The organism is Arthrobacter sp. YD2 (genome assembly GCF_030410475.1).
Taxonomy (GTDB): domain Bacteria; phylum Actinomycetota; class Actinomycetes; order Actinomycetales; family Micrococcaceae; genus Arthrobacter_B; species Arthrobacter_B zhangbolii.
Map to the genome: position 1 here is coordinate 677,846 of NZ_JAUHHB010000001.1, position 25,121 is coordinate 702,966.

At 65.6% G+C, this 25,121-nt stretch carries 23 protein-coding genes and 1 tRNA gene; 11 read left to right on the forward strand and 13 right to left on the reverse strand.

Annotated features, from left to right (window positions below; all coding sequences use genetic code 11):
• Positions 1-130 precede the first annotated feature (130 nt).
• Genes purM through QWJ37_RS03380 form a run of 5 tightly spaced genes read right to left on the reverse strand, consistent with a single transcriptional unit; the run spans position 131 to position 4,590 of the window.
• Complete coding sequence (gene purM, locus QWJ37_RS03360) at positions 131-1,249, reverse strand: phosphoribosylformylglycinamidine cyclo-ligase (RefSeq protein WP_227928555.1); 1,119 nt, start codon at positions 1,247-1,249, stop codon at positions 131-133.
• Positions 1,246-2,814 carry an amidophosphoribosyltransferase gene (gene purF, locus QWJ37_RS03365; RefSeq protein ID WP_290244084.1) on the reverse strand — a complete coding sequence of 523 codons (1,569 nt, stop codon included), beginning with the start codon at positions 2,812-2,814 and terminating at the stop codon, positions 1,246-1,248. The genes purM and purF overlap by 4 nt, the downstream gene beginning before the upstream one ends.
• 50 nt (positions 2,815-2,864) lie before the next feature.
• Positions 2,865-3,209, reverse strand: coding sequence for a hypothetical protein (locus QWJ37_RS03370; RefSeq protein WP_227902559.1), 345 nt, complete (start codon positions 3,207-3,209; stop codon positions 2,865-2,867).
• 9 nt (positions 3,210-3,218) lie between these two features.
• Positions 3,219-3,581 (reverse strand): sterol carrier family protein, encoded by a 363-nt coding sequence (locus tag QWJ37_RS03375; RefSeq protein ID WP_227902557.1) that lies wholly within the window; start codon positions 3,579-3,581, stop codon positions 3,219-3,221.
• Between the two features lie 4 nt (positions 3,582-3,585).
• A complete protein-coding gene (locus QWJ37_RS03380; protein WP_227902554.1) occupies positions 3,586-4,590 on the reverse strand; it encodes an asparaginase in 1,005 nt (334 codons plus the stop codon).
• A gap of 324 nt (positions 4,591-4,914) precedes the next feature.
• On the opposite strand from QWJ37_RS03380, the gene purD reads away from it, so the two are divergent.
• Positions 4,915-6,240, forward strand: coding sequence for a phosphoribosylamine--glycine ligase (gene purD, locus QWJ37_RS03385; protein ID WP_227902553.1), 1,326 nt, complete (start codon positions 4,915-4,917; stop codon positions 6,238-6,240).
• Complete coding sequence (locus tag QWJ37_RS03390; RefSeq protein ID WP_290244088.1) at positions 6,237-7,139, forward strand: phosphoribosylaminoimidazolesuccinocarboxamide synthase; 903 nt, start codon at positions 6,237-6,239, stop codon at positions 7,137-7,139. The genes purD and QWJ37_RS03390 overlap by 4 nt, the downstream gene beginning before the upstream one ends.
• Before the next feature lie 145 nt (positions 7,140-7,284).
• On the opposite strand, the gene QWJ37_RS03395 is transcribed toward QWJ37_RS03390, so the two are convergent.
• The 3 genes from QWJ37_RS03395 to QWJ37_RS03405 form a co-directional block, all read right to left on the reverse strand.
• Positions 7,285-7,361, reverse strand: a tRNA-Pro gene (locus QWJ37_RS03395).
• Positions 7,362-7,523: 162 nt separating this feature from the next.
• Positions 7,524-8,465, reverse strand: a complete 942-nt coding sequence (locus QWJ37_RS03400; RefSeq protein WP_290244090.1) for a metallophosphoesterase — start codon at positions 8,463-8,465, stop codon at positions 7,524-7,526.
• On the reverse strand, positions 8,465-10,801 hold the full coding sequence (locus QWJ37_RS03405; protein WP_290244092.1) for a transglycosylase domain-containing protein: 2,337 nt from the start codon (positions 10,799-10,801) through the stop codon (positions 8,465-8,467). The genes QWJ37_RS03400 and QWJ37_RS03405 overlap by 1 nt, the downstream gene beginning before the upstream one ends.
• A gap of 35 nt (positions 10,802-10,836) precedes the next feature.
• Here QWJ37_RS03405 and QWJ37_RS03410 point away from each other — a divergent pair, with 35 nt between their 5' ends.
• From QWJ37_RS03410 to QWJ37_RS03420, 3 genes are read left to right on the forward strand one after another with little or no spacing between them, the layout of a single operon-like run.
• A complete protein-coding gene (locus tag QWJ37_RS03410; RefSeq protein WP_227902544.1) occupies positions 10,837-10,995 on the forward strand; it encodes a DUF4177 domain-containing protein in 159 nt (52 codons plus the stop codon).
• Positions 10,992-11,474, forward strand: a complete 483-nt coding sequence (locus tag QWJ37_RS03415; RefSeq protein WP_227902541.1) for a RidA family protein — start codon at positions 10,992-10,994, stop codon at positions 11,472-11,474. The genes QWJ37_RS03410 and QWJ37_RS03415 overlap by 4 nt, the downstream gene beginning before the upstream one ends.
• A complete protein-coding gene (locus QWJ37_RS03420; RefSeq protein WP_227902539.1) occupies positions 11,467-12,378 on the forward strand; it encodes an NUDIX hydrolase in 912 nt (303 codons plus the stop codon). Before QWJ37_RS03415 ends, QWJ37_RS03420 begins: the two co-directional genes overlap by 8 nt.
• Before the next feature lie 99 nt (positions 12,379-12,477).
• Here QWJ37_RS03420 and QWJ37_RS03425 read toward each other — a convergent pair whose 3' ends face one another.
• Entirely contained in the window at positions 12,478-13,155 is a 678-nt protein-coding gene (locus QWJ37_RS03425; protein WP_146360700.1) for a Crp/Fnr family transcriptional regulator, read from the reverse strand.
• A gap of 224 nt (positions 13,156-13,379) precedes the next feature.
• On the opposite strand from QWJ37_RS03425, the gene QWJ37_RS03430 reads away from it, so the two are divergent.
• Positions 13,380-14,561 carry a MarP family serine protease gene (locus QWJ37_RS03430; RefSeq protein ID WP_227902538.1) on the forward strand — a complete coding sequence of 394 codons (1,182 nt, stop codon included), beginning with the start codon at positions 13,380-13,382 and terminating at the stop codon, positions 14,559-14,561.
• Between the two features lie 54 nt (positions 14,562-14,615).
• Here the strand turns inward: QWJ37_RS03430 and aroQ are convergent, their stop codons facing one another.
• The 3 genes from aroQ to QWJ37_RS03445 all read right to left on the reverse strand — a co-directional run bounded on the left by aroQ (position 14,616) and on the right by QWJ37_RS03445 (position 17,112).
• Positions 14,616-15,077: a type II 3-dehydroquinate dehydratase gene (aroQ, locus tag QWJ37_RS03435; protein WP_290244097.1), complete on the reverse strand. Its 462-nt coding sequence runs from the start codon at positions 15,075-15,077 to the stop codon at positions 14,616-14,618.
• Between the two features lie 7 nt (positions 15,078-15,084).
• Entirely contained in the window at positions 15,085-16,425 is a 1,341-nt protein-coding gene (locus QWJ37_RS03440) for an MFS transporter (protein WP_227902534.1), read from the reverse strand.
• A 90-nt stretch (positions 16,426-16,515) separates the two neighbouring features.
• A complete protein-coding gene (locus tag QWJ37_RS03445) occupies positions 16,516-17,112 on the reverse strand; it encodes a TetR/AcrR family transcriptional regulator (protein ID WP_290244101.1) in 597 nt (198 codons plus the stop codon).
• Between the two features lie 141 nt (positions 17,113-17,253).
• Between QWJ37_RS03445 and QWJ37_RS03450 the strand changes: the two genes are divergently transcribed.
• Entirely contained in the window at positions 17,254-17,676 is a 423-nt protein-coding gene (locus tag QWJ37_RS03450; protein ID WP_227902531.1) for an organic hydroperoxide resistance protein, read from the forward strand.
• A 79-nt stretch (positions 17,677-17,755) separates the two neighbouring features.
• Here the strand turns inward: QWJ37_RS03450 and acs are convergent, their stop codons facing one another.
• Positions 17,756-19,741 (reverse strand): acetate--CoA ligase, encoded by a 1,986-nt coding sequence (acs, locus tag QWJ37_RS03455; protein WP_227928568.1) that lies wholly within the window; start codon positions 19,739-19,741, stop codon positions 17,756-17,758.
• Between the two features lie 300 nt (positions 19,742-20,041).
• On the opposite strand from acs, the gene QWJ37_RS03460 reads away from it, so the two are divergent.
• The 4 genes from QWJ37_RS03460 to QWJ37_RS03475 all read left to right on the forward strand — a co-directional run bounded on the left by QWJ37_RS03460 (position 20,042) and on the right by QWJ37_RS03475 (position 25,121).
• The gene (locus QWJ37_RS03460; protein WP_290244104.1) at positions 20,042-21,295 is read left to right on the forward strand and encodes a hypothetical protein; all 1,254 of its coding nucleotides are present in this window, start codon (positions 20,042-20,044) and stop codon (positions 21,293-21,295) included.
• A 74-nt stretch (positions 21,296-21,369) separates the two neighbouring features.
• On the forward strand, positions 21,370-22,167 hold the full coding sequence (nth, locus tag QWJ37_RS03465) for an endonuclease III (RefSeq protein ID WP_227902527.1): 798 nt from the start codon (positions 21,370-21,372) through the stop codon (positions 22,165-22,167).
• Positions 22,164-22,847 carry a CoA pyrophosphatase gene (locus tag QWJ37_RS03470; protein ID WP_227902525.1) on the forward strand — a complete coding sequence of 228 codons (684 nt, stop codon included), beginning with the start codon at positions 22,164-22,166 and terminating at the stop codon, positions 22,845-22,847. The genes nth and QWJ37_RS03470 overlap by 4 nt, the downstream gene beginning before the upstream one ends.
• A 153-nt stretch (positions 22,848-23,000) precedes the next feature.
• Positions 23,001-25,121 (forward strand): acyltransferase family protein, encoded by a 2,121-nt coding sequence (locus tag QWJ37_RS03475; RefSeq protein WP_290244109.1) that lies wholly within the window; start codon positions 23,001-23,003, stop codon positions 25,119-25,121.

Sequence of the window (25,121 nt, forward strand, 5' to 3'; positions counted from 1 at the left end):
CCGATTGCCACGCATTCAGCGGATCACCTTCGGGTGGATCCGCTGAATGTCGTTAACACCGGTTCTCCGGACCCGCTACGGGTCCAGGGCCCCGGACCAGGTTTCACCGGTCCGGGGGCCTTTGCCGTTCTCAGGCGTAGTCGCCAACCAGCCGCACTGAGCCGCCGTCAACACCCTTGGCGCCCTGCACAAAATCAGGGTCCGAGCCTGCCGGAGTTTCCTCGGCGTCACCGATTGTGCCCATCACCCATGCCGGGACACCGCGGGAAGCGAGTTGCCGCAGCGCCGCGTCCGATCCCGCGGCGTCGACAATGGCTACCATGCCGACACCCAGGTTCAGGGTGCGTTCCAGATCCGGCCTGGGCACGTTCCCCAGTTCGGCGACCAGCTTGAAGACGGGAGGCAGCTCCCAGGTGGAACGGTCCACTGTGGCCTGCAGGCCCTTGGGCAGGACACGTGCCAGATTGGCCGCGAGTCCGCCGCCGGTGACGTGGCTGAAGCCATGCACGCCGGCCGGCTCATGGCGGGCCAGGTCAAGGCAGTCGGCTGCGTAGACGCGGGTCGGTTCGAGCAGTTCTTCGCCGAGGGTGCGGCCGAAGTCGGGGACCTGCCGTTCCAGCTGCCAGCCCGCGTGGTGGATCACGCGGCGGACCAGGGAGTAACCGTTGGAATGGATGCCGGAGGCTGCCATACCAATCACCACGTCGCCACGGCGTACACGCTCCGGGCCGAGGAGGTTGTCGGCTTCCACAACGCCGGTGGCTGCGCCCGCGACGTCGTACTCGTGCTCACCGAGAAGGCCTGGGTGCTCAGCGGTTTCACCGCCCACCAGTGCCGTACCGGCAACCTTGCAGGCCGCCGCAATGCCGCTGACAATGCCGGCAATCCGTTCCGGCACCACCTTGCCACAGGCAATGTAGTCGGTCATGAACAGCGGCTCGGCGCCCACCACAACAATGTCATCGACAACCATCCCCACCAGGTCGAAGCCGATGGTGTCATGGATGTCCAGGGCCTGCGCAATGGCGACCTTGGTACCCACGCCGTCAGTGGAGGTAGCGAGCAGGGGCTTCTTGTAGGTCAGGAGGCGGGAGACGTCATACAGGCCCGCGAATCCTCCCACGCCGCCCAGGACCGAGGAATTGTGCGTGGCCTTCACCGCGGCCTTCATCAGTTCAACGGCTTTGTCTCCGGCTTCGACGTCCACCCCTGCGGAGGCGTAGGTGATGGAGGTGTCAGGGGCGCTCATACGGCCTCTTTCTTGTCGGAATCGTTAAGCAGGTTCTCGAATTCGCTGTCCGGACCGGGATCGCAGCCGTTGGAGCCGCTGTTCTCGGCGGGATTGGCCGTACCCTGGGTTTCCAGCAGATTCTTGCCGAGCCGGTCCGCTGAGGGCAGCTCAATCGGATACACGCCGGTGAAGCAGGCAGTGCACAGCCGCTCTCGGGGCTGCATGGTGGCATCGATCATGCCGTCTTCGGAGATGTAGGCCAGGCTGTCGGCGCCGATGGACGCGCAGATTTCCTCGACCGCAGCACCGTTGGCAATGAGTTCGGCGCGGGAGGCGAAGTCGATGCCGTAGAAGCAGGGCCATTTCACCGGGGGAGAGGAGATCTTCACATGAACCTCGACGGCGCCGGCCTCGTGCAGCATCCTTACGATGGCCCGCTGGGTGTTGCCGCGGACAATCGAGTCATCAACAACGACCACCCGCTTGCCGCGGATCACCGATTCCAAAGCGTTTAGTTTCAGCTTGATGCCCAGCTGGCGCAGGGTCTGGCTGGGCTGGATGAAGGTGCGGCCAACATAGGAGTTCTTCACGAACCCGTGGGCGAACGGAATGCCTGATTCCTCGGCGTATCCCACTGCAGCCGGGGTGCCGGACTCGGGGACGGGAATCACGATATCTGCTTCGACCGAGTTTTCACGGGCCAGCTGACGGCCCATCTCCACCCGGGATTCGTAGACCGAACGGCCCGCAATGGTGGCGTCGGGGCGGGCCAGGTATACGTACTCGAAGACACAGCCGGCCGGGGTCGGCTCCCCGAAGGTTCGGCTGCGGACACCGTTTTCATCAATGGCGATGAATTCACCGGGCTTGATTTCGCGGATGAAGCTGGCGCCCACGGTGGCCAGTGCGGACCCCTCGGAGGCCACCACCCAGCCGCGTTCCAGCCGGCCGAGGACCAGCGGGCGGACACCGTAGGTGTCCCGCGCGGCGTAGAGGGTGCCCTCGTCCATAAAGACAAAAGAGAATGCGCCGCGCAGCTTGGGCAGCAGGTCCATGGCTGTGTCTTCGAGGGAGCGTCCGTCGCTGCCGTTGAGCAGTGCGGTGACCAGGGCCGTGTCGGACGTGTTGCCCTGGGCAATTTCGCCGCTGCGGGGGCGGCCCTCCCGTTCGAGGATCAGTTCATACAGTTCCGCTGAGTTGGTCAGGTTGCCGTTGTGGGCCAGTGCCACCGTGCCGCTGGCCGTGGCGCCGAGGGTCGGCTGCGCATTCGCCCAGTGGGATGCCCCGGTGGTGGAGTACCTGCAGTGGCCCACCGCGATGTGCCCCTGCAGGGTGTTCAGTGTTGTCTCGTCAAAAACCTGGGATACCAGGCCCATGTCCTTATAGACGCTGATGCGGCTGCCGTCGCTGGTGGCGATGCCCGCCGATTCCTGCCCCCGGTGCTGCAGGGCGTACAACCCGTAGTAGGTAAGCTTCGCTACCTCTTCGCCGGGGGCCCAGACTCCAAAGACTCCACAGGCGTCCTGTGGGCCTTTCTCTCCGGGCAATAGATCATGGGAAAGCTTTCCGTCTCCGCGTGCCATGCAAGCATTCTCTCACGCGTTGTGAGCCGGGCCGCCTGTGTGCGCAACCGTTACGGCAGAGGCTTTTCCGAGGCCGCGGATTCCTGCGGTGCGGAGGCTTCGGGGGCGTCGGCATCCACGCTTTCCACGGTTGCCCGGCGGGACTTGCGGACGCTCACCCAGTCCAGGGTCAGTGCAGTCAGTGCGCCGAGGACCAGGCCCGGCATAGCGAACATCATGGTGAAGAAACCGAGCGTTGCCTCGCGCGTGAAGTTCGGATCCTCGGCGCCGCCGTAGGCAACGAAGAGTGCAGCGATAAACCCGGCGATCACGCCCAGTGCCAGGAACGGGACGAAGCGGGGGGCGCGGCGGACTGTAATCTCGCGGCGCTCGGGGCTGTGCTGCTCGGAAACCATAGGTAGATTCTACCGGCCGGGAAACAGCGGAAGCACCTCGGATAAATCGGCACGCAGACCTGAGGCGGCCACCTTTCCCGCCTGCACTGCCTCCGACCAGGACTGCCGCCCCGAGATCAGCTCAAGCCAGGTGGCGCCGTCGGTCTCGATCACGTTCGGCGGTGTGCCACGGGTATGCCGCGGCCCGGCCACGCACTGGGTGACGCCGAAGGGTGGGACACGGACCTCCACGCTGTTGCCCGGGGCCCGTTCGGCGAGCTCCTCGAGTGTGTACCGTACGGCCGTTGCGGTGGTGGCGCGGTCCGCCCCGCCCGCTGCCACGGCCTGGAGGGCCGCGCGTCCATCCGCTGCGGAAATCCGGCGCCGGGCCATCGGGTTAACCCAGCAGCGCCGTGACCGGCGCGCCCAGCCGCAGGCTCCCTACCGGCTGTCCGCCGCCCAGGACAGGCTGGACGATTTTGTCCAGCACCTTCTCTACTGCCAGCGGGTCCACGGCACCGCTGGCTGCCAGCAGGGTCAGGCCCACCAGCGACGCGGCCCGGGTGTTGCCGTCCAGGATCTTCAGTGCCACGGACGCGCCCGTCCCGGTGCCCAGCACCAGGACTCCTTCGGCTCCGTTCTTGGCAATGATCCCGAGATCTTCCATCACAACGGAGTTCTCCCGGCCGTGGCCGTGGACGGCCCAGGGGTAGTCAAGCATGGCGGTGGCCACGGTTGCCGCGCGGGCGTTGCCGTGCTTTCCCGAGGGCGCCTTGGCGAGCCGGCCGATACCGCGTGCCAGTCCGGTGAGGGACACCGCCGCCAGCGGGGCGCCGCAGCCGTCCACGGCCCAGTGCTGGATGCTTTCGCCGGTGAATTCCTCGATCACCTCGGCTATCCGGCGCTGCAGCGGGTGCTCCGGGTCCAGATAGGTGGCATGATCCCAGTTGTTTTCGGTGCAGGCCCAAAGGAACGCGGCGTGCTTGCCTGAACAGTTGAAGGCCACCCGCTGCGGGCCCTTGCCCTCACGGATCAGTTCGTTGCGCGCCTCGGTGTCCTGCGGCCAGTCTTCCGGGCACTGCAGGTGCCCCTCGGTGACACCCGCGGCGGAGAGCATGCCCCGCACCACGTCCATGTGCTCGCGCGAACCGACATGGCTCGCGGCGGCCAGTGCCACCTGCGGGCCGCGCAGCGGCACCCCTGACTGCATGGCGGCAACCGCCTGGAACGGCTTGAGGGTGGAGCGCGGGAAGATGGGCGCGGTGATGTCGCCGAGTTCCGTGACCACGGTGCCGTCTGCGGCCATCACAACGGCAGAGCCGATGTGGCGGGATTCTATGAAGCCGTTGCGTTCGAGCACGGCCAGTTCAACGGCATCGGATGCGGTAAAAGTTGCGGGCATGTCATTCAGTCTAAAGGGCGGCGGACCGCGGGGGACGAACCGGCGATGGCGGCCCCGGCACCGCCGTCGATCTGCCGCCCCCCGCTGGCCTGCGGCGCCCTGCTGCCTGGCCCGGCGTCCGCAGTTCCACTATCGGGCTACCGGCCGGTTACCTGCAATGCTGTGCTGCCGTGCGGGTACTGTTCGGCCCAAAACACCTGTGAATACGGCACACCTTCTCCGGAACCGGGCATGGCCCAGGTAGCCGCGCCGGTCCCGCGCCACCGCGTCATGTAAGCGGTGATGCTTTCAGGCCCTCCCGGCCAGCAAGTACCCTGAACTACTGTGAAGGTACTCGTTGTTGGCCCAGGTGGCCGCGAACACGCCCTTGTCCGAGCACTCCTGGCCGATCCCTATGTCCGGGAGGTCCACGCGGCCCCCGGTAACGCAGGGATTGCAGAGCTGGTTCCCGTGCACCCCGTCGATGCAGGCTCGCCGGAAGCGGTGACCGAACTTGCCACCTCGCTCGGGTCCGACCTGGTGGTGATCGGTCCGGAAGCCCCGCTCGCCGCAGGCGTGGCGGACGCCCTGCGGGAGGCCGGCATTGCCGTGTTCGGCCCGTCCAGGGCTGCCGCCCGGCTGGAGGCCTCCAAGGCATTCGCCAAACAGGTCATGGCCGCAGCCAACGTGCCCACCGCCATGGCACGCGTGGCAAAAACACCGGAGGAAGCGGCTGACGCCCTGGATACCTTCGGAGCCCCGTACGTGGTCAAGGATGACGGGCTGGCCGCAGGCAAAGGCGTGGTGGTCACCGATGACCGGGACCAGGCGCTGGATCATGCCCGGGCCTGCTTCGATGCAGGCGGCAGTGTGGTTATCGAAGAGTTCCTGGACGGCCCGGAGGTGTCCCTCTTTGTGATTTCGGACGGCCGTCATGCGGTGCCGCTGGCCCCTGCCCAGGACTTCAAACGGATTTACGACGGCGACGCCGGCCCCAACACGGGCGGCATGGGCGCCTACTCGCCGCTGGACTGGGCGCCGGCAGGTCTGGTGGAAGACGTTGTCCGCCGCGTAGCGCAGCCGACCATCGACGAAATGGCCTCGCGGGGCACCCCGTTTGTTGGGGTGCTGTACTGCGGACTGGCACTGACTACCCGGGGCATGCGCGTTATCGAGTTCAACGCGCGGTTCGGTGACCCCGAGACGCAGGCAGTGCTGGCACGGCTCAAAACCCCGCTCGGCGGGCTGCTGATGGCCGCTGCGAAGGGCGAACTGGATGCCATGGAACAGCTGAAGTGGGATCCGCGCCCTGCCGTCGCCGTAGTGGTGGCGGCGGAAAACTATCCCGACACGCCCCGCACCGGTGACAGGGTCCGCGGGCTGAAGAAGGCCGGCCGCCTGGACGGTGTGCATGTGCTGCACGCAGGCACCCGGTTGGAAAAGGACAAGGTCCGCAGCGCCGGCGGCCGGGTACTCGCCGTCGTCGGACTGGGGGAGGACCTGGTCCAGGCCAGGGACCGTGCGTATGCCGGTGTGGACCTGATCAGCCTGGAAGGCTCACAGCACCGCACCGACATTGCCCTGCAGGCCGCACGCGGAGAAGTCCGGGTGCCCCAGGGCAGCGCAGGTACCGGCCTGGCGGGCGAACCGAGTGAAAAGGACCTGGCATGAGCGGCATCGGCACGGCACCGGAACTGCCCGGGTGGCGGCACGTTTACTCGGGCAAGGTCCGGGACCTGTACGTGCCGGCGGGGGACGACGGCGCCGGCAACCGGGTGCTGGTTGTCGCCAGCGACCGGATCAGCGCCTATGACCACGTACTATCCAGCATCATCCCGGACAAGGGCCGGATCCTCACGCAGCTCAGCCTCTGGTGGTTTGATCAGCTGGGGGAAATCCCCAACCACGTCATTTCCGCCCGGGTGGGCATCCCGGCCGCGGTGGCCGGGCGGGCCATGATCTGCAAAAAGCTGGAGATGTATCCGGTGGAGTGCATTGCCCGCGGTTACCTCACCGGATCCGGTCTGGCGGAATACCGGTCCTCGCAGACGGTCTGCTCCCTGCCGCTGCCCGCCGGGCTGGTGGACGGTTCCCGGATTGAGCCGGCCATCTTCACCCCCTCGGCCAAGGCTGAACAGGGCGAGCACGACGAGAACATCACCTACGAAGCCGTCGAACAGACCGTAGGCGCAGACACCGCCGAACAGCTGCGCACGCTGACCCTGGATATCTATACCCGCGCCGAGGCCATTGCCCGGCAGCGCGGCATTATCCTGGCGGATACCAAGGTGGAGTTCGGGCTGGATCCGGAAACCGGGGATGTCACGCTGGGGGATGAGGTGCTGACCCCTGATTCCTCGCGCTTCTGGGATGCGGCCCTGTACTCACCGGGCAGGGCTCAGCCGTCCTTTGACAAGCAGTACGTGCGCGACTGGCTCACGTCCCCGGCCTCGGGCTGGGACAAGGCCTCCGACGCGCCGCCGCCTGCGCTGCCCGACGACGTCGTGCACCGCACCCGTGAGCGCTACGTGGAAGCCTATGAGCGGCTTACCGGACAGGCGTTTGTCTAACACCGGCTGAGGCGGGAAACGACGAAAGGGGCGCTGCGGCGGTAAAGCCGCGGCACCCCTTTCTTTTGTTTTTGTCCTGCGAATCTCTTTGTCGGCAGGGTTAACGCAAAAGGCTCCGGTCAGATTTCTCTGACCGGAGCCTTGCTGGTCGGGGTGACAGGATTTGAACCTGCGACCTCGTCGTCCCGAACGACGCGCGCTACCAAGCTGCGCCACACCCCGTAACCATTGTTTCCCGAGTGTTTGACCACCTCGCGAAGCAACTTTACAAGGATACTAGAGAAACCCCGATTCCGCGAAACCGGCCCCAGCGGCGGTTACGTCACAGTCGTTTTCCCGCTGCCTGGCGTCCCGAAACCGGGCGCCGGGCGGGTGCTGCCGGAGTCAGGAATCCCGGGCTGCGAGGGTCAGCAGGACGGCCTCGGGCCGGCAGGCGAACCGGACCGGGGCGAACCGGGAAGTACCGATGCCGGCCGACACGTTCAGCGGGATGCGCCGTCCGCCGTGCGCCCAGGACGTTAGGCCGCGCGCCTGCCACGTGGGCAGGTCACAGTTGCTGACCAACGCTCCGTACCCGGGAATGCACACCTGGCCGCCGTGCGTGTGGCCTGCCAGGATAATCTCCGCGCCGCCGTCGGTGAACTGGTTGAGTACCCGCCGATACGGTGCGTGGGCAACTCCGATCCGAACCTCGGGAGCGGAGGAATCCGTTCCGGCCGGGAGGTCGTCAAAGCCGGGGTATTCGTCACGCGACAGGTGCGGATCATCCATGCCGGAAAAGTTCAGGCGCAGCCCGCCCAGCTCCATCAGGGCCGTGGTGTTGGTCAGGTCCTGCCAGCCGGCATCACGAAAGGCCGTAAACAGCAGGTTCCACGGCAGCTCCCGGGGGGTGTGCTTGTGCTTGGACGGGCCGGTGAAATACGTGAACGGGTTCTTCAGCACCGGTGCGTAGTAATCATTGGACCCGGGAACAAACACACCCTGGAACCGCATCAGCGGCTTCAGCGCCTCCAGCACCGGCGGGACGGCATGCGGGTGGCTGAGGTTGTCCCCGGTGTTTACCACCAGATCAGGTTCAAGATCTGCCAGGCTCTGCAGCCACCGGACCTTGCGCTCCTGGCCGGGAACGAAGTGGATGTCGGAGAGGTGCAGGATCCGTAACGGACTGCTTCCTGCAGGAAGCACCCGGACGGTTTCTTCCCGCAGGCCGAACAGATTGCGCTCGATCAGGGACCCGTAGGCGAGCGCGGCTGCGCCCGCCCCGGCTACGCCGCCGGCCAGCCAGGCCGACTTCCGTGCAGCGGAGGCAAGTGCTGAATCAGCCACTAACCGTTCCCTCCGCCGTTGTTGGCGCCGCCTTCACCGCCACCGTTGTTTCCGGCATCCCCACCGGGGGCGCCGCCCGCGTTGTTTCCGGCATCTCCGGCGGGAGCTCCGCCTCCGTTGTTGCCCTCGCTGCCGCTGTTGCCGGGCTTATCATCCTTGTCCGCGGCCGGCTTCTCCGGCGGAGTAGCCCGGGGCGGCGGCGCGGTATTACCGATGATGCTGGGCGGCGGTGCGGTGAACGCGTTGGCCTCGTACTGGCCGGCGATGCGCTGGACGTAGTTCTTCCATGAGGGCCCCGCAATGAGTGAACCGTCAATTTCCGGGTAAACCCGGCCGCCGATCAGCTTGTCCGACATGGTGGTGTTGTTGGCCTTCCAGTTGCCGATCCAGGAGGCGGTCGCCATGCCGGTGCTGTAGCCCATGAACCAGGTCTGGGAGCGGTAGTCATTGGTTCCGGTCTTGCCTGCAGTGGGCACACCGACCTGCAGGTTCAGGCCGGAGCCGTTGGTCATTACGCGCTGGGTCGCCATGTTGACGCCCTGGGCAACTTCCTTCTTCATCACCTGTTCACAGGACTGCTGCGGCACCGGGTACTCCGTGCCGTCGGCGCCGGTCACGGATTCAAGCGCGATGGGCTCGCACTTCAGGCCCTCTGCAGCGAAGGTGGCGAAACCGGTGGCCATGGACAGCGGCGAAGCGTCGCCGCCGCCGCCGAAGGTCGACGGCGGGTCGATGGAGAGCATTTGCCGCTCGCCGTCGGCGCTCTTGCCGTTGTGGATGCCGGCAGCGAAGGCCAGCTTCTGGAAGGAGCACAGATCCAGCTGGTTGATCTCAGCCAGGGTAATCGTGTTGTAGGACTGGGCCAGGCCGTCCAGAACCGTTGTGGTCTTGTAGTTGGTGTCGCCGTAGTTGATCGGCGTCCACGGCTCCAGCGCCACATACCGGCCGCCCGGCAGGCAGCTGGCGTTCCACGTGTGCCCGGCAGGGTAGGTCCGCTTGGAGCCGTTCAGGGTGGTGTTCAGCGTTTTGCCCGCGTCCAGCCAGGCGGCGACAGTGAACGGTTTATATGTCGAGCCAGGCTGGAAGCCGCCCAGCCCGTTGAGGTACTTGTTCGGGTCGCCGTTCTGGTTCACGTCCACGTTGAAGTTCTGGACAGAGTTACCTGCGGCAATTTCCGGTGTGTAGCGGGTGTTCTGGGCCATCACGAGGATCTTGCCGGTGCCCGGCTCCACGCTGACCATGGAGTGGCCGATCTCAGCGTCGGTAGTGTCCGGGTTGGCCGTCTCGTTGATTGCCGTCTGCGCGGCGTTCTGGAACGTCGGGTTCAGAGTGGTCTTGATGCTCAGTCCGCCGCGGTAGAGCAGCTTGGTGCGGTCTTCGTCGGTGGCGCCGAAGTTTTCATCGTTCAGGATCAGATGTGTGATGTAGTCGCAGAAGTACGGTGCCTGTTCGGCGCCGACGCAGTTGCTGGGCACGGGGGTGATCTGCAGGCCCAGGTCGGTGGCCACCGCGACGTCGTAGTCCTCCTGCGTGATGCGGCCCTTGTCCAGCATGGCCGCCAGCACCAGGTTGCGGCGTTCCAGGGCGCGTTCCGGGTTCAGCTCCGGGCTGTAGAAGGTGGGTCCGTTGACCACGCCGGCCAGCAGTGCCGACTGGGCGATATTCAGGTCCTTGGCATCCACGTTGAAGAAGTAGCGCGCTGCTGCCTGGACGCCGTACGTTGTGCCGCTGAACGGGACAATGTTGAAGTAGCCCTCAAGGATTTCCTCCTTGCTGAGCTCCTTTTCCACCGCAATGGCAAGCTTCATTTCGCGCAGCTTGTCACCGACCGTTTTACCGCCGCTGAAAACAACTTCCTCGTCGTTCTGCAGGTTGGTGTCGATGATGACGTTGTTCACGTACTGCTGGGTGATGGTGGAAGCACCGCGGGTGCTGTCACTGGTGGCGTTGGAGACCAGGGCGCCCATGATGCCCTGCAGGTCCACGCCGCCGTGCTCGTAGAAGCGGTCATCCTCGATGGCCAGCATCGCGTCCACCATGTTGGGCGAAACCTCTTCGAGGGTCACCGGCTGGCGGTTTTCCTCATACAGGGTGGCGATCAGCGAACCGTCATTCGCGTAGATCTTCGACGGGGTAGCCAGTGCGCCCCGCTCCAGTTCCGAGGGAAGCTGGTCGAAGAACTGGATGGAGCCGGAAGCGGCGGTGCCGGTTGCTGCGGCCGCCGGAACCAGGAGACCGGCTGCCAGAACTCCGCAAAGAGCACTGATGCCGAAGAACGCGACGAGCTTTCCGAGAGTGGTCGCCGTGTCGAAGAACGGTGATTTGCGTGCTGCCATGCGTGACAGTCTACAAGCACGTTACCCTTTCCCTTATGACCAAATGGGAATACTTCATTACACCACTTCCACTTCACACACCCGGGCAGGTGCTGAATATGCACGGCGATGAGGGATGGGAACTGGTCCAGATTGCTCCGGCGCCCAACGGGACCGGCTCCGTGGCCTACATGAAACGCGAAAAAACGTCGTGAGCGCGACTGCCGGGGCAGTTTCGGCCGTTGAGATCCGGCTGCGGGAGCTGGGCCTGACCCTGCCCGCCGTCGCGGCTCCGGTGGCTGCCTACGTCCCTGCGGTCATCACGGGGAACCTGGTGCACACCTCGGGCCAGCTCCCGTTCGTGGACGGTGCGCTGCCGGCCACGGGCAAAGTCGGAGCGTCCGTGGATCCCGCGGACGCCGCCTCTTACGCCGCCATCTGCGCCATCAACGCCCTGGCCGCGGTGAAGTCACAAATAGGTGATCTTGATCGCATCAGCCGGGTGGTGAAACTGGTGGGCTTTGTTGCGTCGGATCCCTCCTTCACCGGACAGCCTGCCGTAATCAACGGTGCCTCGGAACTGCTTGGGAAGGTATTCGGAGAGGCCGGAAGCCATGCCCGCTCCGCCGTCGGCGTTGCCGTCCTGCCGCTGGATGCGCCCGTCGAAGTAGAAATGATCGTGGAATTTGCCTAGCTCCACCGTCCGGCTTTTTCCCGTTGCCCCGGACCAGCGGGTAGCCGCGCAAAGCTGGTTCGAACGCCCTGACCGGACGCCCCGCAAACCGCGGCTGGCGTCCTCAGTGGTGCTGTTGCGGGACTCTCCGCGCGGGACGGAAACCTATCTTGCCTACCGCCGCGGTGAGTCGCCGCTGGGCAAGGTCGCTTTCCCGGGCGGAAGCGTTGAGGAGAACGACGACGCGCAGGGAACCTGGTACGGCCCGGCACCGTCGGCCTGGGCCAAGTCGATGGGGATCAGCGATGCCCGCCTGGCCCGCCGGCACGTTGTGGCCGCCATTCGGGAGCTTTTCGAAGAGACCGGCATCCTGCTCGCAGGTCCGGATGAATCAACGCTGCTGGAAAGCAACCGCGCGCCCGAGTGGATGGCGGCGCGCACAGCCATTGCCGCCCAGGACGCGTCCTTCCTCGAGCTGCTGGGCAAGCGGGGCCTTGGCCTGCGGACTGACCTGCTGCGGCCGCTGTCCAACTGGCACAGCCCGGATTTCGCCCTTCGGCGTTTTGATACCCGTTATTTCGCTGCGGTCCAGCCGCTGGGCCAGGATGCCACGCTGCTTGAGGGCAAAGGCGTCTGGGCGGCCTGGAAACCTGCCGGAGACGTCATTGCGGCGCGGGACACCCCGGAGCTGGGCGACGAAATCGGACGCCCGGATACCCAGGGACTGACTCTGGGGGAGCTGGTGGTGCCGCCGGTGGAGATCACCTTGGAGAAGCTTGCCTCGGCGCGCGGCTGCATTGCCTACCTCTCCAGCCGCCGGCCGGCAACGGTGTACCGGCCCGAGCTGGTGGACATCGACGGCGAGCCGCGCCTGGCGGTCAGCCCGGGAGGTGCGGCCGAAGGGTCGTCCCAGCACGGACGCTGAGGTTGCCCGCCGCCCGGAAATGACGGTGACACAAACAGCAACGGCGCCGGATCCCCCAGGGGAGCCGGCGCCGTCGTCGTGTGCTGTTATTACTGACAGTTAGCGGGAACGCTGCCGCAGCCGCTGCACGTCCAGGATCACCACGGCACGGGCTTCCAGGCGGAGCCAGCCGCGCTGGACAAACTCGGCAAGGGCCTTGTTGACCGTTTCACGCGAAGCGCCGACCAGCTGGGCCAGCTCTTCCTGGGTGAGCTCGTGTGCCACAAGGATGCCATCGGTGGCGGGACGGCCGAAGCGGTCCGCCAGATCCAGCAGAGCCTTCGCAACGCGGCCGGGAACGTCGGAGAAGACGAGGTCCGCCAGCGACTCGTTGGTGCGGCGCAGGCGGCGGGCCAGTGCCTGCAGCAGCTGCACGGAAACCTCGGGGCGGGTTTCAATCAGAGCGCGGAGGTTCTCGTGCCGCAGGCCGGCAAGACGGGTTTCAGAGACCGCGGTGGCCGTGGCGTTGCGGGGGGAGGGATCAAAGAGTGCCATCTCGCCGAACAGTTCACCCGGACCCAGGATGGCCAGCAGGTTCTCACGGCCGTCCGGGGCGGACCGCCCCAGCTTGATCTTGCCGGAGACGATGAAATACAGCTGGTCGCCCTGGTCGCCTTCCCGGAAAACGGAGGCCCCGCGTGAGAGGTCGACCTCAGTGAGCTCTTCGGTCAGAGCGGCGAAGACGTCGTCTCCCAGAGAGGCGAACAACGGCGCGCGGCGCAGTACCTCGATATCCATGAAATCTCCTGTAAATAGTGTTCTCTACCTATTATCTTGCCGCACGTCACTCCCTTGTGACACCTAAAGCACGTTTGTTCGCCGATGGATGAGAAAAAGAGCCTCAGCACGCGTATGGCGGGTGGAGGCGGATAGCGGGTTCTTCAGGTTGTCCGGATAAACTCGTCAACACCGAGCGGCCTACCCTCCGCCGGGACGCCTCGACTGAACTTTTGGAGCTCTTTGTGCTCGGATTGACACTTCTGGACATCATTCTGCTCCTTGTCCTGCTCTTTTACCTGCTGGCCGGTCTGCGTAACGGACTGGTAGTGACCCTCGGCGGAATCGTGGGATTTGTTGCGGGCGCAGTGGCGGCGTTTTTCGCCATCCCCCTTGTCGCGGGCTGGGTGCCCGACAACGGCTGGCGGCTGACCGTGGTGATTGCCACGGCGGTGGTCCTGGTGCTGGTGGGGCATGCCGCAGGCGCGGCGCTGGGCGGCATGATCCGGCGCTGGCTGAATTTCCCGCCGCTGCGCTTCCTGGACCGCCTGCTTGGCGGTGCGGTGAACCTGGTGGTCGCGGCCCTGGTGATGGCAATGCTGGCGTTCAGCGTGACCACGCTGGGTGTGCCCTTCCTTTCGCAGCAGATCGCCGCGTCCAGGGTGCTGGGCACCATTGACGACGCCACACCGGAACAGGTGAAGGCCTGGAGTGCACAGATCCGCTCCTTCACGGTCTCCGAGGGGCTGCCGACCATCCTGGACAGTGCGGCTCCCCAATCGGTGGTCCCGCCCAGCGCAGAAGTGGATTCCCCGGCTTTGCGGACGGCGTCCGCCTCGGTACTGAAGATCACCGGCACGGCGTACCAGTGCGGGCAGAACCAGACGGGGTCCGGTTTCGTGGTGGCCGATGACAGGGTGGTTACCAACGCCCACGTGGTTGCCGGCGTGAATGAACCCGTGGTGGAAGTGCCGGACGGAAGCGTGCTTCCCGGCCGGGTAGTGTATTTCGATTCGGCCCGGGATCTGGCGGTTCTTGCCGTGGACAACCTGGATGCCGCGGCGCTGCCGGTAGGCGAGGAGCTGGCCGCGGGCGCCACGGCGGCCTTTGCCGGGTATCCGGCCGGCGGCCCCTTCCGGCTGCAGGCCGCCAGTGTTGAGGGACTCTCCGACGTCGCCGTGCGGGACATCTATGGAACCGCGCCCGAGGTGCTGGAGGTCTATACCCTGGCCGCGAACGTGCAGCAGGGCAACTCCGGCGGGCCGCTGCTGGACATCGACGGGCGCATAGCCGGAGTGATCTTTGCCAAGACCACGGGGGACCAGCCCATCGGCTACGCCCTCTCACTGGCTGAAGCGGGCCCCGTTATCGAGGCTGCTCCCGGTTACAGCGAGCCTGTCTCCGCGGGCCAGTGCACCAGCAAATAGCCGGTTAGCGCCAGTGCAGGGTCTGCCCCTGTGGCAGCGGGCCGCAGCCGGATCCTAGGCTTTGGCCGCGGAGAGGGTTTCAATCAGGTAGTCCACGCCCATCCGGTAGCCGCTGATCCCTGCACCGCAGATAACCACGCGGGCCACCGCCGAGACGAACGAGTGGTGCCGGAACTCCTCGCGCCGGTGGATGTTGCTCAGGTGTACTTCCACTACGGGCAGCTCCACACCGGACAGGGCATCGGCGATGGCCACGGACGTGTGGCTGTACCCGGCCGGGTTGATGACAATGCCGTCAGCAGTGCCTCGGGCGCTGTGGATCGCGTCGATCAGGTCGCCTTCGTGGTTGGACTGCACGCAGTCCACTGTCCAGCCGTGGGCTGAGGCGGCGGCCAGTGCCGCCGCCTCGACGTCCTCCAGCGTGTCGCTGCCGTAGATGGCCGGCTCACGGGTGCCCAGCAGGTTCAGGTTGGGTCCGTTGACGATCAGGAGGTTGCGGGTCTGCGCTGTAGTCATGGCTTAACTATGCCGGAGCAGATACCTCTGAAGACGGCAGGTCGGCTGTGTTACGCGGTGTCATCCGCCGCGAAAGGAGCGCGCCGGCGATGGTAATCAGGGACATCGCGGCCAGGACGACGCCGGGATGCCACCAGGCGCCGTCGGTTTGGATGCCGAACCACGCGGTGATGGACGGGGTGAACCCGGACAGGATGCCGGCGAAACTGTAGGCCAGGGACATGGCCGTGAACCCGGTGCGGGCCGGGAACAGGTCGGCCATCAGCCCGCCCAGGGCGGCCCAGGCTGCTGTCGGGGCAATACCGCCGATCAGGATGGTGAGGATGTACACCGGCTCGTTGGCCTTGCTGATGATGAAGTACAGCGGGAAGGAAATCAGCAGGGTGGCCACCGCGCCGGCCAGGACCATGCGGGCTGAGCCGATCCGGTTGGCCAGGAAGCCGAAGGCGGGGATGGTTGCCAGTTGCAGCACCGAACCCACCAGCGCAGCGTTCAGGACCGTGGATTGGGACAGCCCCAGCTCAGTGATCCCGTAGGACTGGGTGTAGGTGGTCATCAGGAAGTAGGAGCCGATGCCCAGCAGGGCGGCTGAGGCGGCCACCAGCAGCGCCAGCCACTGCGTGCGCAGCACTTCCAGGACAGGAACGCGGATGACCTGGTGTGCCTTGGCTACGCCCTTGAAGACGGGGGTCTCATCAATGGCCAACCGCATGTACAGGGCAATGCCCATAAAGGGGAAGGCGAGCAGGAACGGAATCCGCCAGACCCCCGCTTCCATGGCTTCATCGGAGACCTGGGCCAGCAGCAGGAAAATGCCGGTGACCATGATGGTGCCTACCGGGGAGCCGATCTGCGGGATGGCTGCGTACAGGGCACGCTTCCGGGGTGCTGCGTGCTCGGTGGCGATCAGGATGGAACCGCCCCATTCACCGCCTACGGCCAGGCCCTGCAGGAGGCGGAGCAGGACGAGCAGCAGCGGAGCCCAGACGCCGATGGTGTTGTAGTCCGGGAGCAGGCCCACGGCACCGGTGGCAACACCCATCAGGACAATGGTGCCGATCAGGGAGGTTTTCCGACCCACCCGGTCACCGATGTGTCCGAACAGAATGGCTCCGAGCGGACGGGCCACGAAGCCCATGCCCAGCGTGAGGAAGGAGAGCAGGGTGCCGGTCAGGGGATCCACGTCCGGGAAGAAAATCCGGTTGAGGATCAGCGCTGCGGCGGTGCCGAAGACATAGAAGTCATAGGACTCCAGTGCGGTGCCTAGGAAAGATGCGCCGGCAACCTTGCGGGCCATCTTGGCTGATGAGGGGGCGTCCGGTGTGGCCGGTGTGAGTGAAGTAGACACGGAAAGGAATTGTCCTATCCGCCGTCACTTTCGCCAAGTTCCTGAGTCCAAGGTCACATTCACGCCGTTCCGCCGAGCGGAAGCTGCCCGCTACTCCCCGGAAATCCTGGCGCGGGCGGGGGAATCCTGCGGTAGCCGGGCGAGGATCAACGCGCGGCCGGCAGCGGTCAGTGCCGGGCCTACGGCCGCTGCGTCCTGCACGTACCCGTGCACCATGGCGCCGTCGCGCAGCATCAGCAGCTGGTCCGCCAGCTGCTCCGGGTCCGGGACCCCCAGTTGGGCGAGCCGGCCGGCAACCAGGCCGTGCAGCCATTGGCGGTGCGCGGAGACCACAGCACGGACCGGATGCTCCGGATCCGGATATTCGGCGGCCGCATTTATGAAGGGACAGCCGCGGAAGTCCGGAGTGCAGGCTTCGGTGCCCATGGCTTCTGCGAGCTGGCGCAGGCCGGTGCATGGATCCGGATCCAGCTGCTCGGCCTGCCGGCGCATGCCTTCGGACTGGTCCTGCAGGTAGGCAACCACCAGATCGTCCTTGGACCGGAAGTGACGGTAAAAGGTGACCTTCGTGGTGCCGGCTGCGGCAATGATCTTGTCCGCGCTGACGGCGCGTACGCCCTCGGTGTAGAAGAGGCTTGAGGCCCGGCGAAGGATTCGTTCGCGCACATCCGACGGTTTGGCTGCCATTTCCTGTTCCCCTGCTTCCGCTGCTGCTGTGACCTGCTGTGTCCACCTCTTGTGTCCATCTCTTGTGTCCATCTGTTGCGGTAGACGTACTAGTTAGTCTACCTTGAAGGGGACCGAGTTTTCCATCACGAAGGAGTTCCCATGAGCGCTTTGTACACCGCAGCTGCCACCGCCACCGGAGACGGACGCAACGGCGAAGCCCGCACCAGCGACGGCAAGCTTGAGGTCAACCTCTCCACTCCTACCGAAATGGGCGGTTCCGGTGAGGGCACCAACCCCGAGCAGCTTTTTGCCACCGGTTACGCAGCCTGCTTCCTCTCGGCCCTGAAGATGGTTGCCCGGATGGAGAAGGCAGCCATCGCAGATGCCGCAGTGACAGCGGACGTCAGCATCTACAAGCAGGACGAAGGCGGCTTCAAGCTCGGCGTGGCCCTGCACGTGGAGATGTCCGGCGTGGACGAGGCGACGGCGGACAAGCTGGTCCAGGCCGCGCACCAGGTCTGCCCTTACTCCAATGCCACCCGCGGCAACATTGAGGTGGAGCTGGACGTCACTGTCGGCTAATCACCGGCAACTGCCATAAACGCCACAGGCGCCCTCCCCGGTCCGGGGGAGGGCGCCTGTGCTGTTATGCCGGGAGCGGTTACTTCCGCAGTGATTCGGCGATCTGCTGCATCACCGTGTTGTCGGCCAGGGTGCTCGAGTCCCCGGCTTCGCGACCTTCCGCCACATCCTTGAGGAGACGCCGCATGATCTTTCCGCTGCGGGTCTTGGGCAGTTCGGGAACCACCAGGATGTGCCGCGGCTTGGCAATGGGGCCAATCTCCTTGCCCACATGGTTGCGGAGGGTGGTGACAATATCGTCGTCGTCCTTGGCGCTGCCGCGCAGGATCACGAACGCCACCACGGCCTCGCCGGTGGTGTCATCCGCCGCGCCGACGACGGCGGCCTCGGCCACCGACGGGTGGCTCACCAGTGCCGATTCAATCTCGGTGGTGGAGAGCCGGTGCCCGGACACGTTCATCACGTCATCCACGCGGCCCAGCAGCCAGATGTCGCCGTCCTCATCCTTCTTGGCACCGTCGCCGGCGAAATACATGTTGTCGAACCGGGACCAGTAGGTTTCCTTGAACCGCTCCGGATCTCCCCAGATGCCGCGCAGCATGGACGGCCACGGCTCCTTGACCACCAGGAAGCCGCCGGAACCGTTCGGAACCGGTTCGCCCATTTCGTCCACCACGTCCACCGAGATGCCCGGCACGGCTACCTGGGCCGAGCCAGGCTTGGTGGCCGTGACCCCCGGCATGGGGGCGATCATGTGCCCGCCGGTTTCGGTCTGCCACCAGGTGTCCACGATCGGAGCCGGGTTCTCCTTCTTTCCGCCGTTCGCGCCAATGACGTTCCGGTACCACATCCAGGCCTCCGGGTTGATGGGCTCGCCCACGGTCCCCAGCACCCGGATGGAATCCAGGTTGAATTTCTGCGGGATGTCCCGGCCCCATTTCATGCAGGTGCGGATGGCGGTGGGGGCGGTGTAAAGGATGGAGACCTTGTACTTTTCCACCAACTCCCACCAGCGGCCCTGATGCGGGGTGTCCGGTGTCCCCTCGTACATCAGCTGGGTGGCTCCGTTAATCAGCGGTGCATAGGCCACGTAGCTGTGCCCGGTGACCCAGCCGATATCCGCGGTGCACCAGTACACGTCCGTCTCCGGCTGCAGGTCAAAGGTGTTCCGGTGGGTGAATGCCGTCTGGGTCAGGAAGCCGCCGGTGGTGTGCAGGATGCCCTTGGGCTTGCCGGTGGTGCCGGAGGTGTAGAGGATGAACAGCGGATGCTCCGAGTCGTGTCCGACGGCGGTGTGTTCGGTGTCCGCGGTATCCACGACCTCGTGCCACCAGCGGTCCAGGCCGTCGGTCCACTCCACGGGTTCGCCGTTGCGGCGGACCACCAGCACGTTTTCCACGGTGTGGCCGGGCGCGGCGAGGGCTGCGTCAACGGCGGGCTTGAGTGCGCTGGGCTTGCCGCGGCGGTAGGAACCGTCGGCGGTGACCACCAGTTTGGCTTCCGCATCGTCAATTCGGCTGCGCAGGGCGTCCGCCGAGAAACCGCCGAAGACCACCGAGTGCACTGCACCGATCCGGGCACAGGCCAGCATGGTGATCACGGCTTCGGGAATCATCGGGAGGTACACCGCGACCCGGTCGCCCTTGGCCACGCCCAGGGACTCAAAGGCATTGGCTGCCTTCTTGACCTCTTCCGTGAGGGCTGCGTACGTGTAGGTGCGGGTATCGCCCGGTTCACCTTCAAAGTAGATAGCCACCCGGTCCCCGCGGCCCTCCTCCACATGCCGGTCCAGGGCGTTGTAGGCGGCGTTGAGCTTCCCGCCCACAAACCACTTGGCAAACGGGGCATCGGACCAGTCCAGGGCCTGGTCGAAGTCCTGGTCCCAGGCCAGAATGCTGCGGGCCTGCCGGGCCCAGAACTCCGGACCGTCAGCCGCATCCTCGTACAGGGACGGCTGCGCCACCGCAGCGGCCGCGAATTCGGCGCTGGGCGGGAAGCTTCGGCTTTCGTGCAGCAGGTTCTCGAAGGCGTCTCCGTGCTTCTTTGCAGGGGACTGATCAGACATAGTTGAACCCTTTCACTTCGCGTCAATCCATCACATGGTGATGGTGGATGGCTGGCATCCACACTAACGCCGGTTTTCCGCTGTTGTGGCAGCGGTCACACAAAGAGTTACAAAACGGCCTGATTATGCGGTGAGCGGTATGTCACTGCCTCGGGGCGCGCCGTTGCTCGGCTAGTCTGCCTCGCCGTCGTTGATTTAGGCTGTCTGAAGGAAGTAACCGCTTTTGTGCCGTATATGCGCACCTCCCGTTATCCGCAGGCCCGCAGGGCTCCGGCGCGGAGGTCGTGAATGGAGATCAGTATGAATAACCCACCTGTTGAGAACGAGACCAGCAGCACGGCCGGCTCTTCGGAAACCGGCGGCCATCCCTCCGCAACGGCACCCGGTTCCGCGGCGCAGCCGCACACCGGGACCGCCGGCCGCAGCACGCGCGAGGCGCTCGCCGGACCGTTCGGACTCCGCGACATTGTGGTGGGTGCTTCCGCACTCGTGATGCTTGTGGGCAGCGTGCTGCCGTTCATCACCGTTTTTAACCTGGGCATTGTGCGCAACCTGAACCTGTGGAACGGGTTCTCCCTGTTCTTCGTCGGCATCGGCATCCTGCTGCCGCTGCTGGTTGCCGGCCTGTTCGCCGCACGCCGGCTGGCTCCCGGGACGAAGCTGCGCGTGGGATCGCTATCCCTCGACCAGTTCGCCTCGGTCTCGGCCGTCCTGGCGCTCGCCTTCTTCTTCATCCAGACGGTGACGGACTTCGCCGTCGGTCCGATGATTGCCCTCATCGGGTCCCTGGGCATGGTGGTTGCGACCACGCTGGCTCCGCACCTTCCGTTCTTTGCCGCGGAGTTCAAGGAACGTCCCGAGGTTCCCGCTGTTCCGGCTGCACGTGAAACCCTGCCGCTGCGGCATCGTCCGGCCCGCCCCAAGACCGAGTCCGCCAACGCATCATCGCCGGCACCCCGCCGCTTCGAGAACCCCCTCCGCCGTCACAGCGGAGCGGGAACCGATGGCCCGGTAACCGAACGCGGCACCGGTGCTTCTGCCGGCACCGCGGCCGCCGCCGGAACCGCCGTCGTTGGTACTGCAGGCGCCACCAAGGCGCAGGGAAGCCAGCCGCAGCCTGCGCAGCCGGGCAACGTCACGGCACCGGCCGCTGAACAGCCCGCGGCCGCCCCGGCCACTCAGGCACAGGATGTCCAGGCGCCCGCGGCGCCTTCCGGCGGAAGTTCAGAGCCGCTGGCAGCGACCACCGTCAACCCCGTCGTGAGCAGCTCGGAGCCTGCAGCGCCTGCGGCCGGGGAAAGCGATGCCGAACCCATCACCGCCACCCGGGATGAGTCCGAGTCTGTCGTGGAGGCCTTCTGGTTCGCCGTGGGAACACCGCGGCAGATTGTTGATGAGCGCACCGGCCTGCCGCTGTTTATGTTCCACCCCGGAGACTGGGAACTGGGACTGGAAGACCGCGGCGACGAATTCCTGGTCCAGGACAAGCGCACCGGCCGGATTGGCGTGTTGCGGGACCTGAGCAACATCGAGCGCGTGGACACCGACCAGTAAAGCGGCTCCTGCCGGCACCGGCATCAGCAACGCGCTGCCAGCAGCGCACAACCGTCAGCAGAAGGACAGCAGCATTGGCTAAGGCAACCGGTAATGATCCGTCCCTCCTCGCCCTGAAGCGGAGGGCCCGGCGGATCAACCGGATGCTGGGCGAGGTTTACCCGTATGCGGTGGCCGAGCTGGACTTTGGGAACGCGTTTGAACTCCTCGTCGCCACGGTGCTGTCGGCGCAGACCACGGACATCCGGGTGAATGCGGTGACGCCGATCCTGTTTGCCCGGTACCCGGATGCCAGGGCACTCTCCGAGGCAGACGAGGAGACGCTGCAGGAGATCATCCGACCCACCGGGTTCTTCCGGGCGAAGGCGGCGAGCGTGAAGGCGCTGTCCGCCCGGCTGGTGGATGAGTACGACGGCGAGGTGCCGAACCGGCTTGAGGACCTGGTGACACTGCCCGGCGTCGGCCGGAAAACGGCCAATGTGGTGCTGGGCAACGCCTTCGGTATTCCGGGGATCACGGTGGATACACACTTCGGGCGGCTGGCGCGCCGGTTCGGGTGGACCACGTCCAAGGACCCGGTCAAGGTAGAAGAGGACGTGGCGGCGCTGTTCGAGCCCAAGGACTGGACCCCGCTGTCCAACCGGGTGGTCTTTCACGGACGCCGGGTCTGCCATGCCAAAAAACCTGCCTGCGGCGCGTGCGCCGTCGCCCAGCTTTGTCCCTCCTACGGGGAGGGCGAAACCGATCCCGAGAAGGCACGAAAGCTCCTCAAATACGAGCTGGCCCCGGGACGCGAGGAACTGCACGCCCGGATGATGGCGGCCGAAACCCGCGCGCAGCTGCGTGCTGCCGGATACGGACTGGAAGCATGAGCGCCGTAACGGACCTGGAAACGCTGGCCGCTGCTGTCGCTGCCGGCACCACATCCTTCAACGCCAACATCAACCTGCTGCGCCGCAGCGTCGACCCGGCAACCGCACGTCCGGCCGCCGTGCTGATCCTCTTCGGCGTGCTGGATGACCGGCCGGCGGACTTTTCCGCAGACGCGGTACCGGCCGACGTCGACGTCCTGCTGATCGAGCGGGCCGCTACCCTGAACGACCACCCCGGACAGGTCGCGTTCCCCGGCGGATCGGTGGACGCGGAGGACGCCAGTGCGGTGGACGCCGCCCTCCGTGAGGCACGCGAGGAAACCGGCCTGGACCCCGCCGGCGTCCGGGTCCTCGGGTCGCTGCCCCAGATCGGACTGCCGTTCAGCAACTTCCTGGTGACCCCGGTGCTGGGCTGGTGGGACAAACCCACTCCTGTGGATGTGGTGGACTACGGCGAATCGGCAGCGGTTTTCCGGGTCCCCGTGGCGGACCTGATCAATCCCGAAAACCGCCGGACCGCAGTCCTCCCGGGCCAGGGCCGGTCAACAGGCACCCCTGCCTTCCTGGTCAATGACGTCCTCGTATGGGGCTTCACCGGCATCATCCTTTCCAGCGTCCTGGATGAACTCGGCTGGGCACAGCCCTGGGACGAGACCCGGGAGATCGTCCCGGCTCTGTAAGAGGCCAACCCCTTCATCCCGTCACAACTCTGTGTCGGGGCCCGCGTACCCTCCCGGGCAGGGCTATTCTTTAGATGCCCGAAAAATCGGGCAGAGAAGCGATCCGCCCCGTCCAGGGGAATGCCGTCCGGCTATCAGGGGGAAACTATGGCCGTGGCGGCCACACGAGCGCGGCACCGGAGCAAAGCGGCACCACCGGCGGGTAAACGGTTCCGCACCGACATCCAGGCCATGCGTGCCCTTGCCGTGGTCCTGGTCGTACTGAACCATCTGTGGCCCCAGAGACTCCCCGGCGGCTATGTTGGCGTTGACGTGTTCTTTGTGATTTCCGGGTTCCTCATTTCCTCCCACCTGGTGCGCGAAATCGAGGCCACGGGAAGGGTGCGGCTTTCCGCTTTCTACGCCCGGCGCGCCCGGCGTCTCTTCCCTGCCGCGTTCCTGGTGCTGGCGGCGTCCATGGTGCTGGCGCTGCTGGTACTGCCCTACCCACGCTGGGCCGCGACCGCCCAGGAAGTGCTGGCCAGCGTTTTTTATGCCGAGAACTGGCTGCTCGCGGCCAAAAGCGTGGACTATTCCGCCATGACCGAGTCGGCGTCCGCAGTGCAGCACTACTGGTCGCTTTCGGTGGAGGAACAGTTCTACCTCCTCTGGCCGCTGACGTTGATCCTCTTCGCAGCCCTGGCACGCCGGTTCGGCATTCCGGTGCGGCGCCTGCTGACGGCAGTGGTGCCGGCGGTGGCCGTGCTGTTCCTGGCCTACAGCATCCATGTGACGGGGAGCTCTCCTGAACAGGCCTATTTCGTCACCCAGGCGCGGGTTTGGGAATTCGCCGTGGGCGCGGCGGTAGGGCTGGCAGCAGTGGAGCTGAAATCGCTGGTTCTGCGAAACGTCCTGGCCATTGCCGGCTTCGGCCTGATCCTCTTCAGCGCCCTTACCTTTGATGCCTCGACTCCGTTCCCCGGCGCGGCTGCCCTTGTTCCGGTAACCGGCTCCGCACTGGTGATTCTGGCCGGTACCGGTGTCCGCCGGCTGGGCCATGAGGTTCTCACGGGCCTGGCGCCGGTGCAGTTCCTGGGCAAAATCTCCTACTCGCTGTATCTCTGGCACTGGCCGTTGATTGTTGTTGCCCCTTACGCCCTTCGCACCGTGCCGACTGCCCCCTACAAGCTGGCCATCCTCGCCGTCGCCATCCTGCTGGCCTGGGGCACTAAGCGGTGGGTGGAAGACATCTGGATCAAGCCGGGCTCCGGACGGACCCGTCGGCATATTGGGCGCCACGCTGCACAGGTCCCGGGATTCCGGGCACCGGTCGCCGGTATGGCGGCCGTGGCCACCCTGGCGGTTTTGCTGGGCGCCGCTGGGACTGTGAAGGAAAACCAGTCCATGGAGCTGGCTGCCGCCGGTGCCGATGGTCCCTGCTATGGCCCGGCGGCGATCGGCAACCGCGACTGTGGAGACCCGTTTGATATCCCGGTGGCGCTGCCGCATATGGATCACCACAACGCCTACGCCATGACACCCGACGAATGCGCTCTGGCCGGGGAAGGCGAACTCGCGGTGTACAACGCCCCAATCATCTGCGATTACTCAGACGGCAACCCGGAGGCGGAAACCGTATGGCTGGTCGGCGATTCACATGGCCAGCACTGGCAGCAGGCCATCCTGAAGCTGGGGCAGGAACGGGGATGGCGGGTCAAGCTCAGCTTCCTTGGCGGCTGCCCCCTGCTGGATGCACCCGTCCACTCGTTCTACGGGGCCGAAGTGGCGGCAACCGCGGTCGAAAACTGTGCACGGTGGAACCGGCTCGTCTCAGAGGCCATTGAAGCAGACACCCCGGAACGGGTGTTCGTCAGCACGTTTGTCGCCGAAGAGGTTATCGATGACGGCACGGGCGATGCACAGCAGGTTCAGTACGCGAATGCACTGCGCCGAACCTGGCAACACTGGGTTGACGCAGGAATCACCGTGGTGCCCCTGGCCGATCTGCCGCTAAACGGCTCGGTACGCGATGAGGAATGCCTTGCCTTCAACGCATCCACCCCCGCCAACTGCGCGGTGGATCGCGAACTCGCGTTGGTCCCGAATCCCTTTATCGAGGCAGCAAAGGGATTCACTGAAGACGAGGTGAAACCGGTGGATATGACCGAGTTCTTCTGTGACCTTCACAGGTGCTACTCCGCTGTGGGCGGAGTGGCAGTGTATTACGACGCCAACCACATGAACGGACTGTACGCCGGGCAGCTGGCGCCGTATCTGGGCGCCCGGTTGGACTGA

Bases quoted from the DNA above. Each gene is read 5' to 3' on its own strand.
- purM (WP_227928555.1), bottom strand. From the start codon at position 1,249: ATGAGCGCCCCTGACACCTCCATCACCTACGCCTCCGCAGGGGTGGAC.
- purF (WP_290244084.1), bottom strand. From the start codon at position 2,814: ATGGCACGCGGAGACGGAAAGCTTTCCCATGATCTATTGCCCGGAGAG.
- QWJ37_RS03370 (WP_227902559.1), bottom strand. From the start codon at position 3,209: ATGGTTTCCGAGCAGCACAGCCCCGAGCGCCGCGAGATTACAGTCCGC.
- QWJ37_RS03375 (WP_227902557.1), bottom strand. From the start codon at position 3,581: ATGGCCCGGCGCCGGATTTCCGCAGCGGATGGACGCGCGGCCCTCCAG.
- QWJ37_RS03380 (WP_227902554.1), bottom strand. From the start codon at position 4,590: ATGCCCGCAACTTTTACCGCATCCGATGCCGTTGAACTGGCCGTGCTC.
- QWJ37_RS03390 (WP_290244088.1), top strand. From the start codon at position 6,237: ATGAGCGGCATCGGCACGGCACCGGAACTGCCCGGGTGGCGGCACGTT.
- QWJ37_RS03405 (WP_290244092.1), bottom strand. From the start codon at position 10,801: ATGGCAGCACGCAAATCACCGTTCTTCGACACGGCGACCACTCTCGGA.
- QWJ37_RS03410 (WP_227902544.1), top strand. From the start codon at position 10,837: ATGACCAAATGGGAATACTTCATTACACCACTTCCACTTCACACACCC.
- QWJ37_RS03425 (WP_146360700.1), bottom strand. From the start codon at position 13,155: ATGGATATCGAGGTACTGCGCCGCGCGCCGTTGTTCGCCTCTCTGGGA.
- aroQ (WP_290244097.1), bottom strand. From the start codon at position 15,077: ATGACTACAGCGCAGACCCGCAACCTCCTGATCGTCAACGGACCCAAC.
- QWJ37_RS03445 (WP_290244101.1), bottom strand. From the start codon at position 17,112: ATGGCAGCCAAACCGTCGGATGTGCGCGAACGAATCCTTCGCCGGGCC.
- QWJ37_RS03450 (WP_227902531.1), top strand. From the start codon at position 17,254: ATGAGCGCTTTGTACACCGCAGCTGCCACCGCCACCGGAGACGGACGC.
- acs (WP_227928568.1), bottom strand. From the start codon at position 19,741: ATGTCTGATCAGTCCCCTGCAAAGAAGCACGGAGACGCCTTCGAGAAC.
- QWJ37_RS03460 (WP_290244104.1), top strand. From the start codon at position 20,042: ATGAATAACCCACCTGTTGAGAACGAGACCAGCAGCACGGCCGGCTCT.
- QWJ37_RS03470 (WP_227902525.1), top strand. From the start codon at position 22,164: ATGAGCGCCGTAACGGACCTGGAAACGCTGGCCGCTGCTGTCGCTGCC.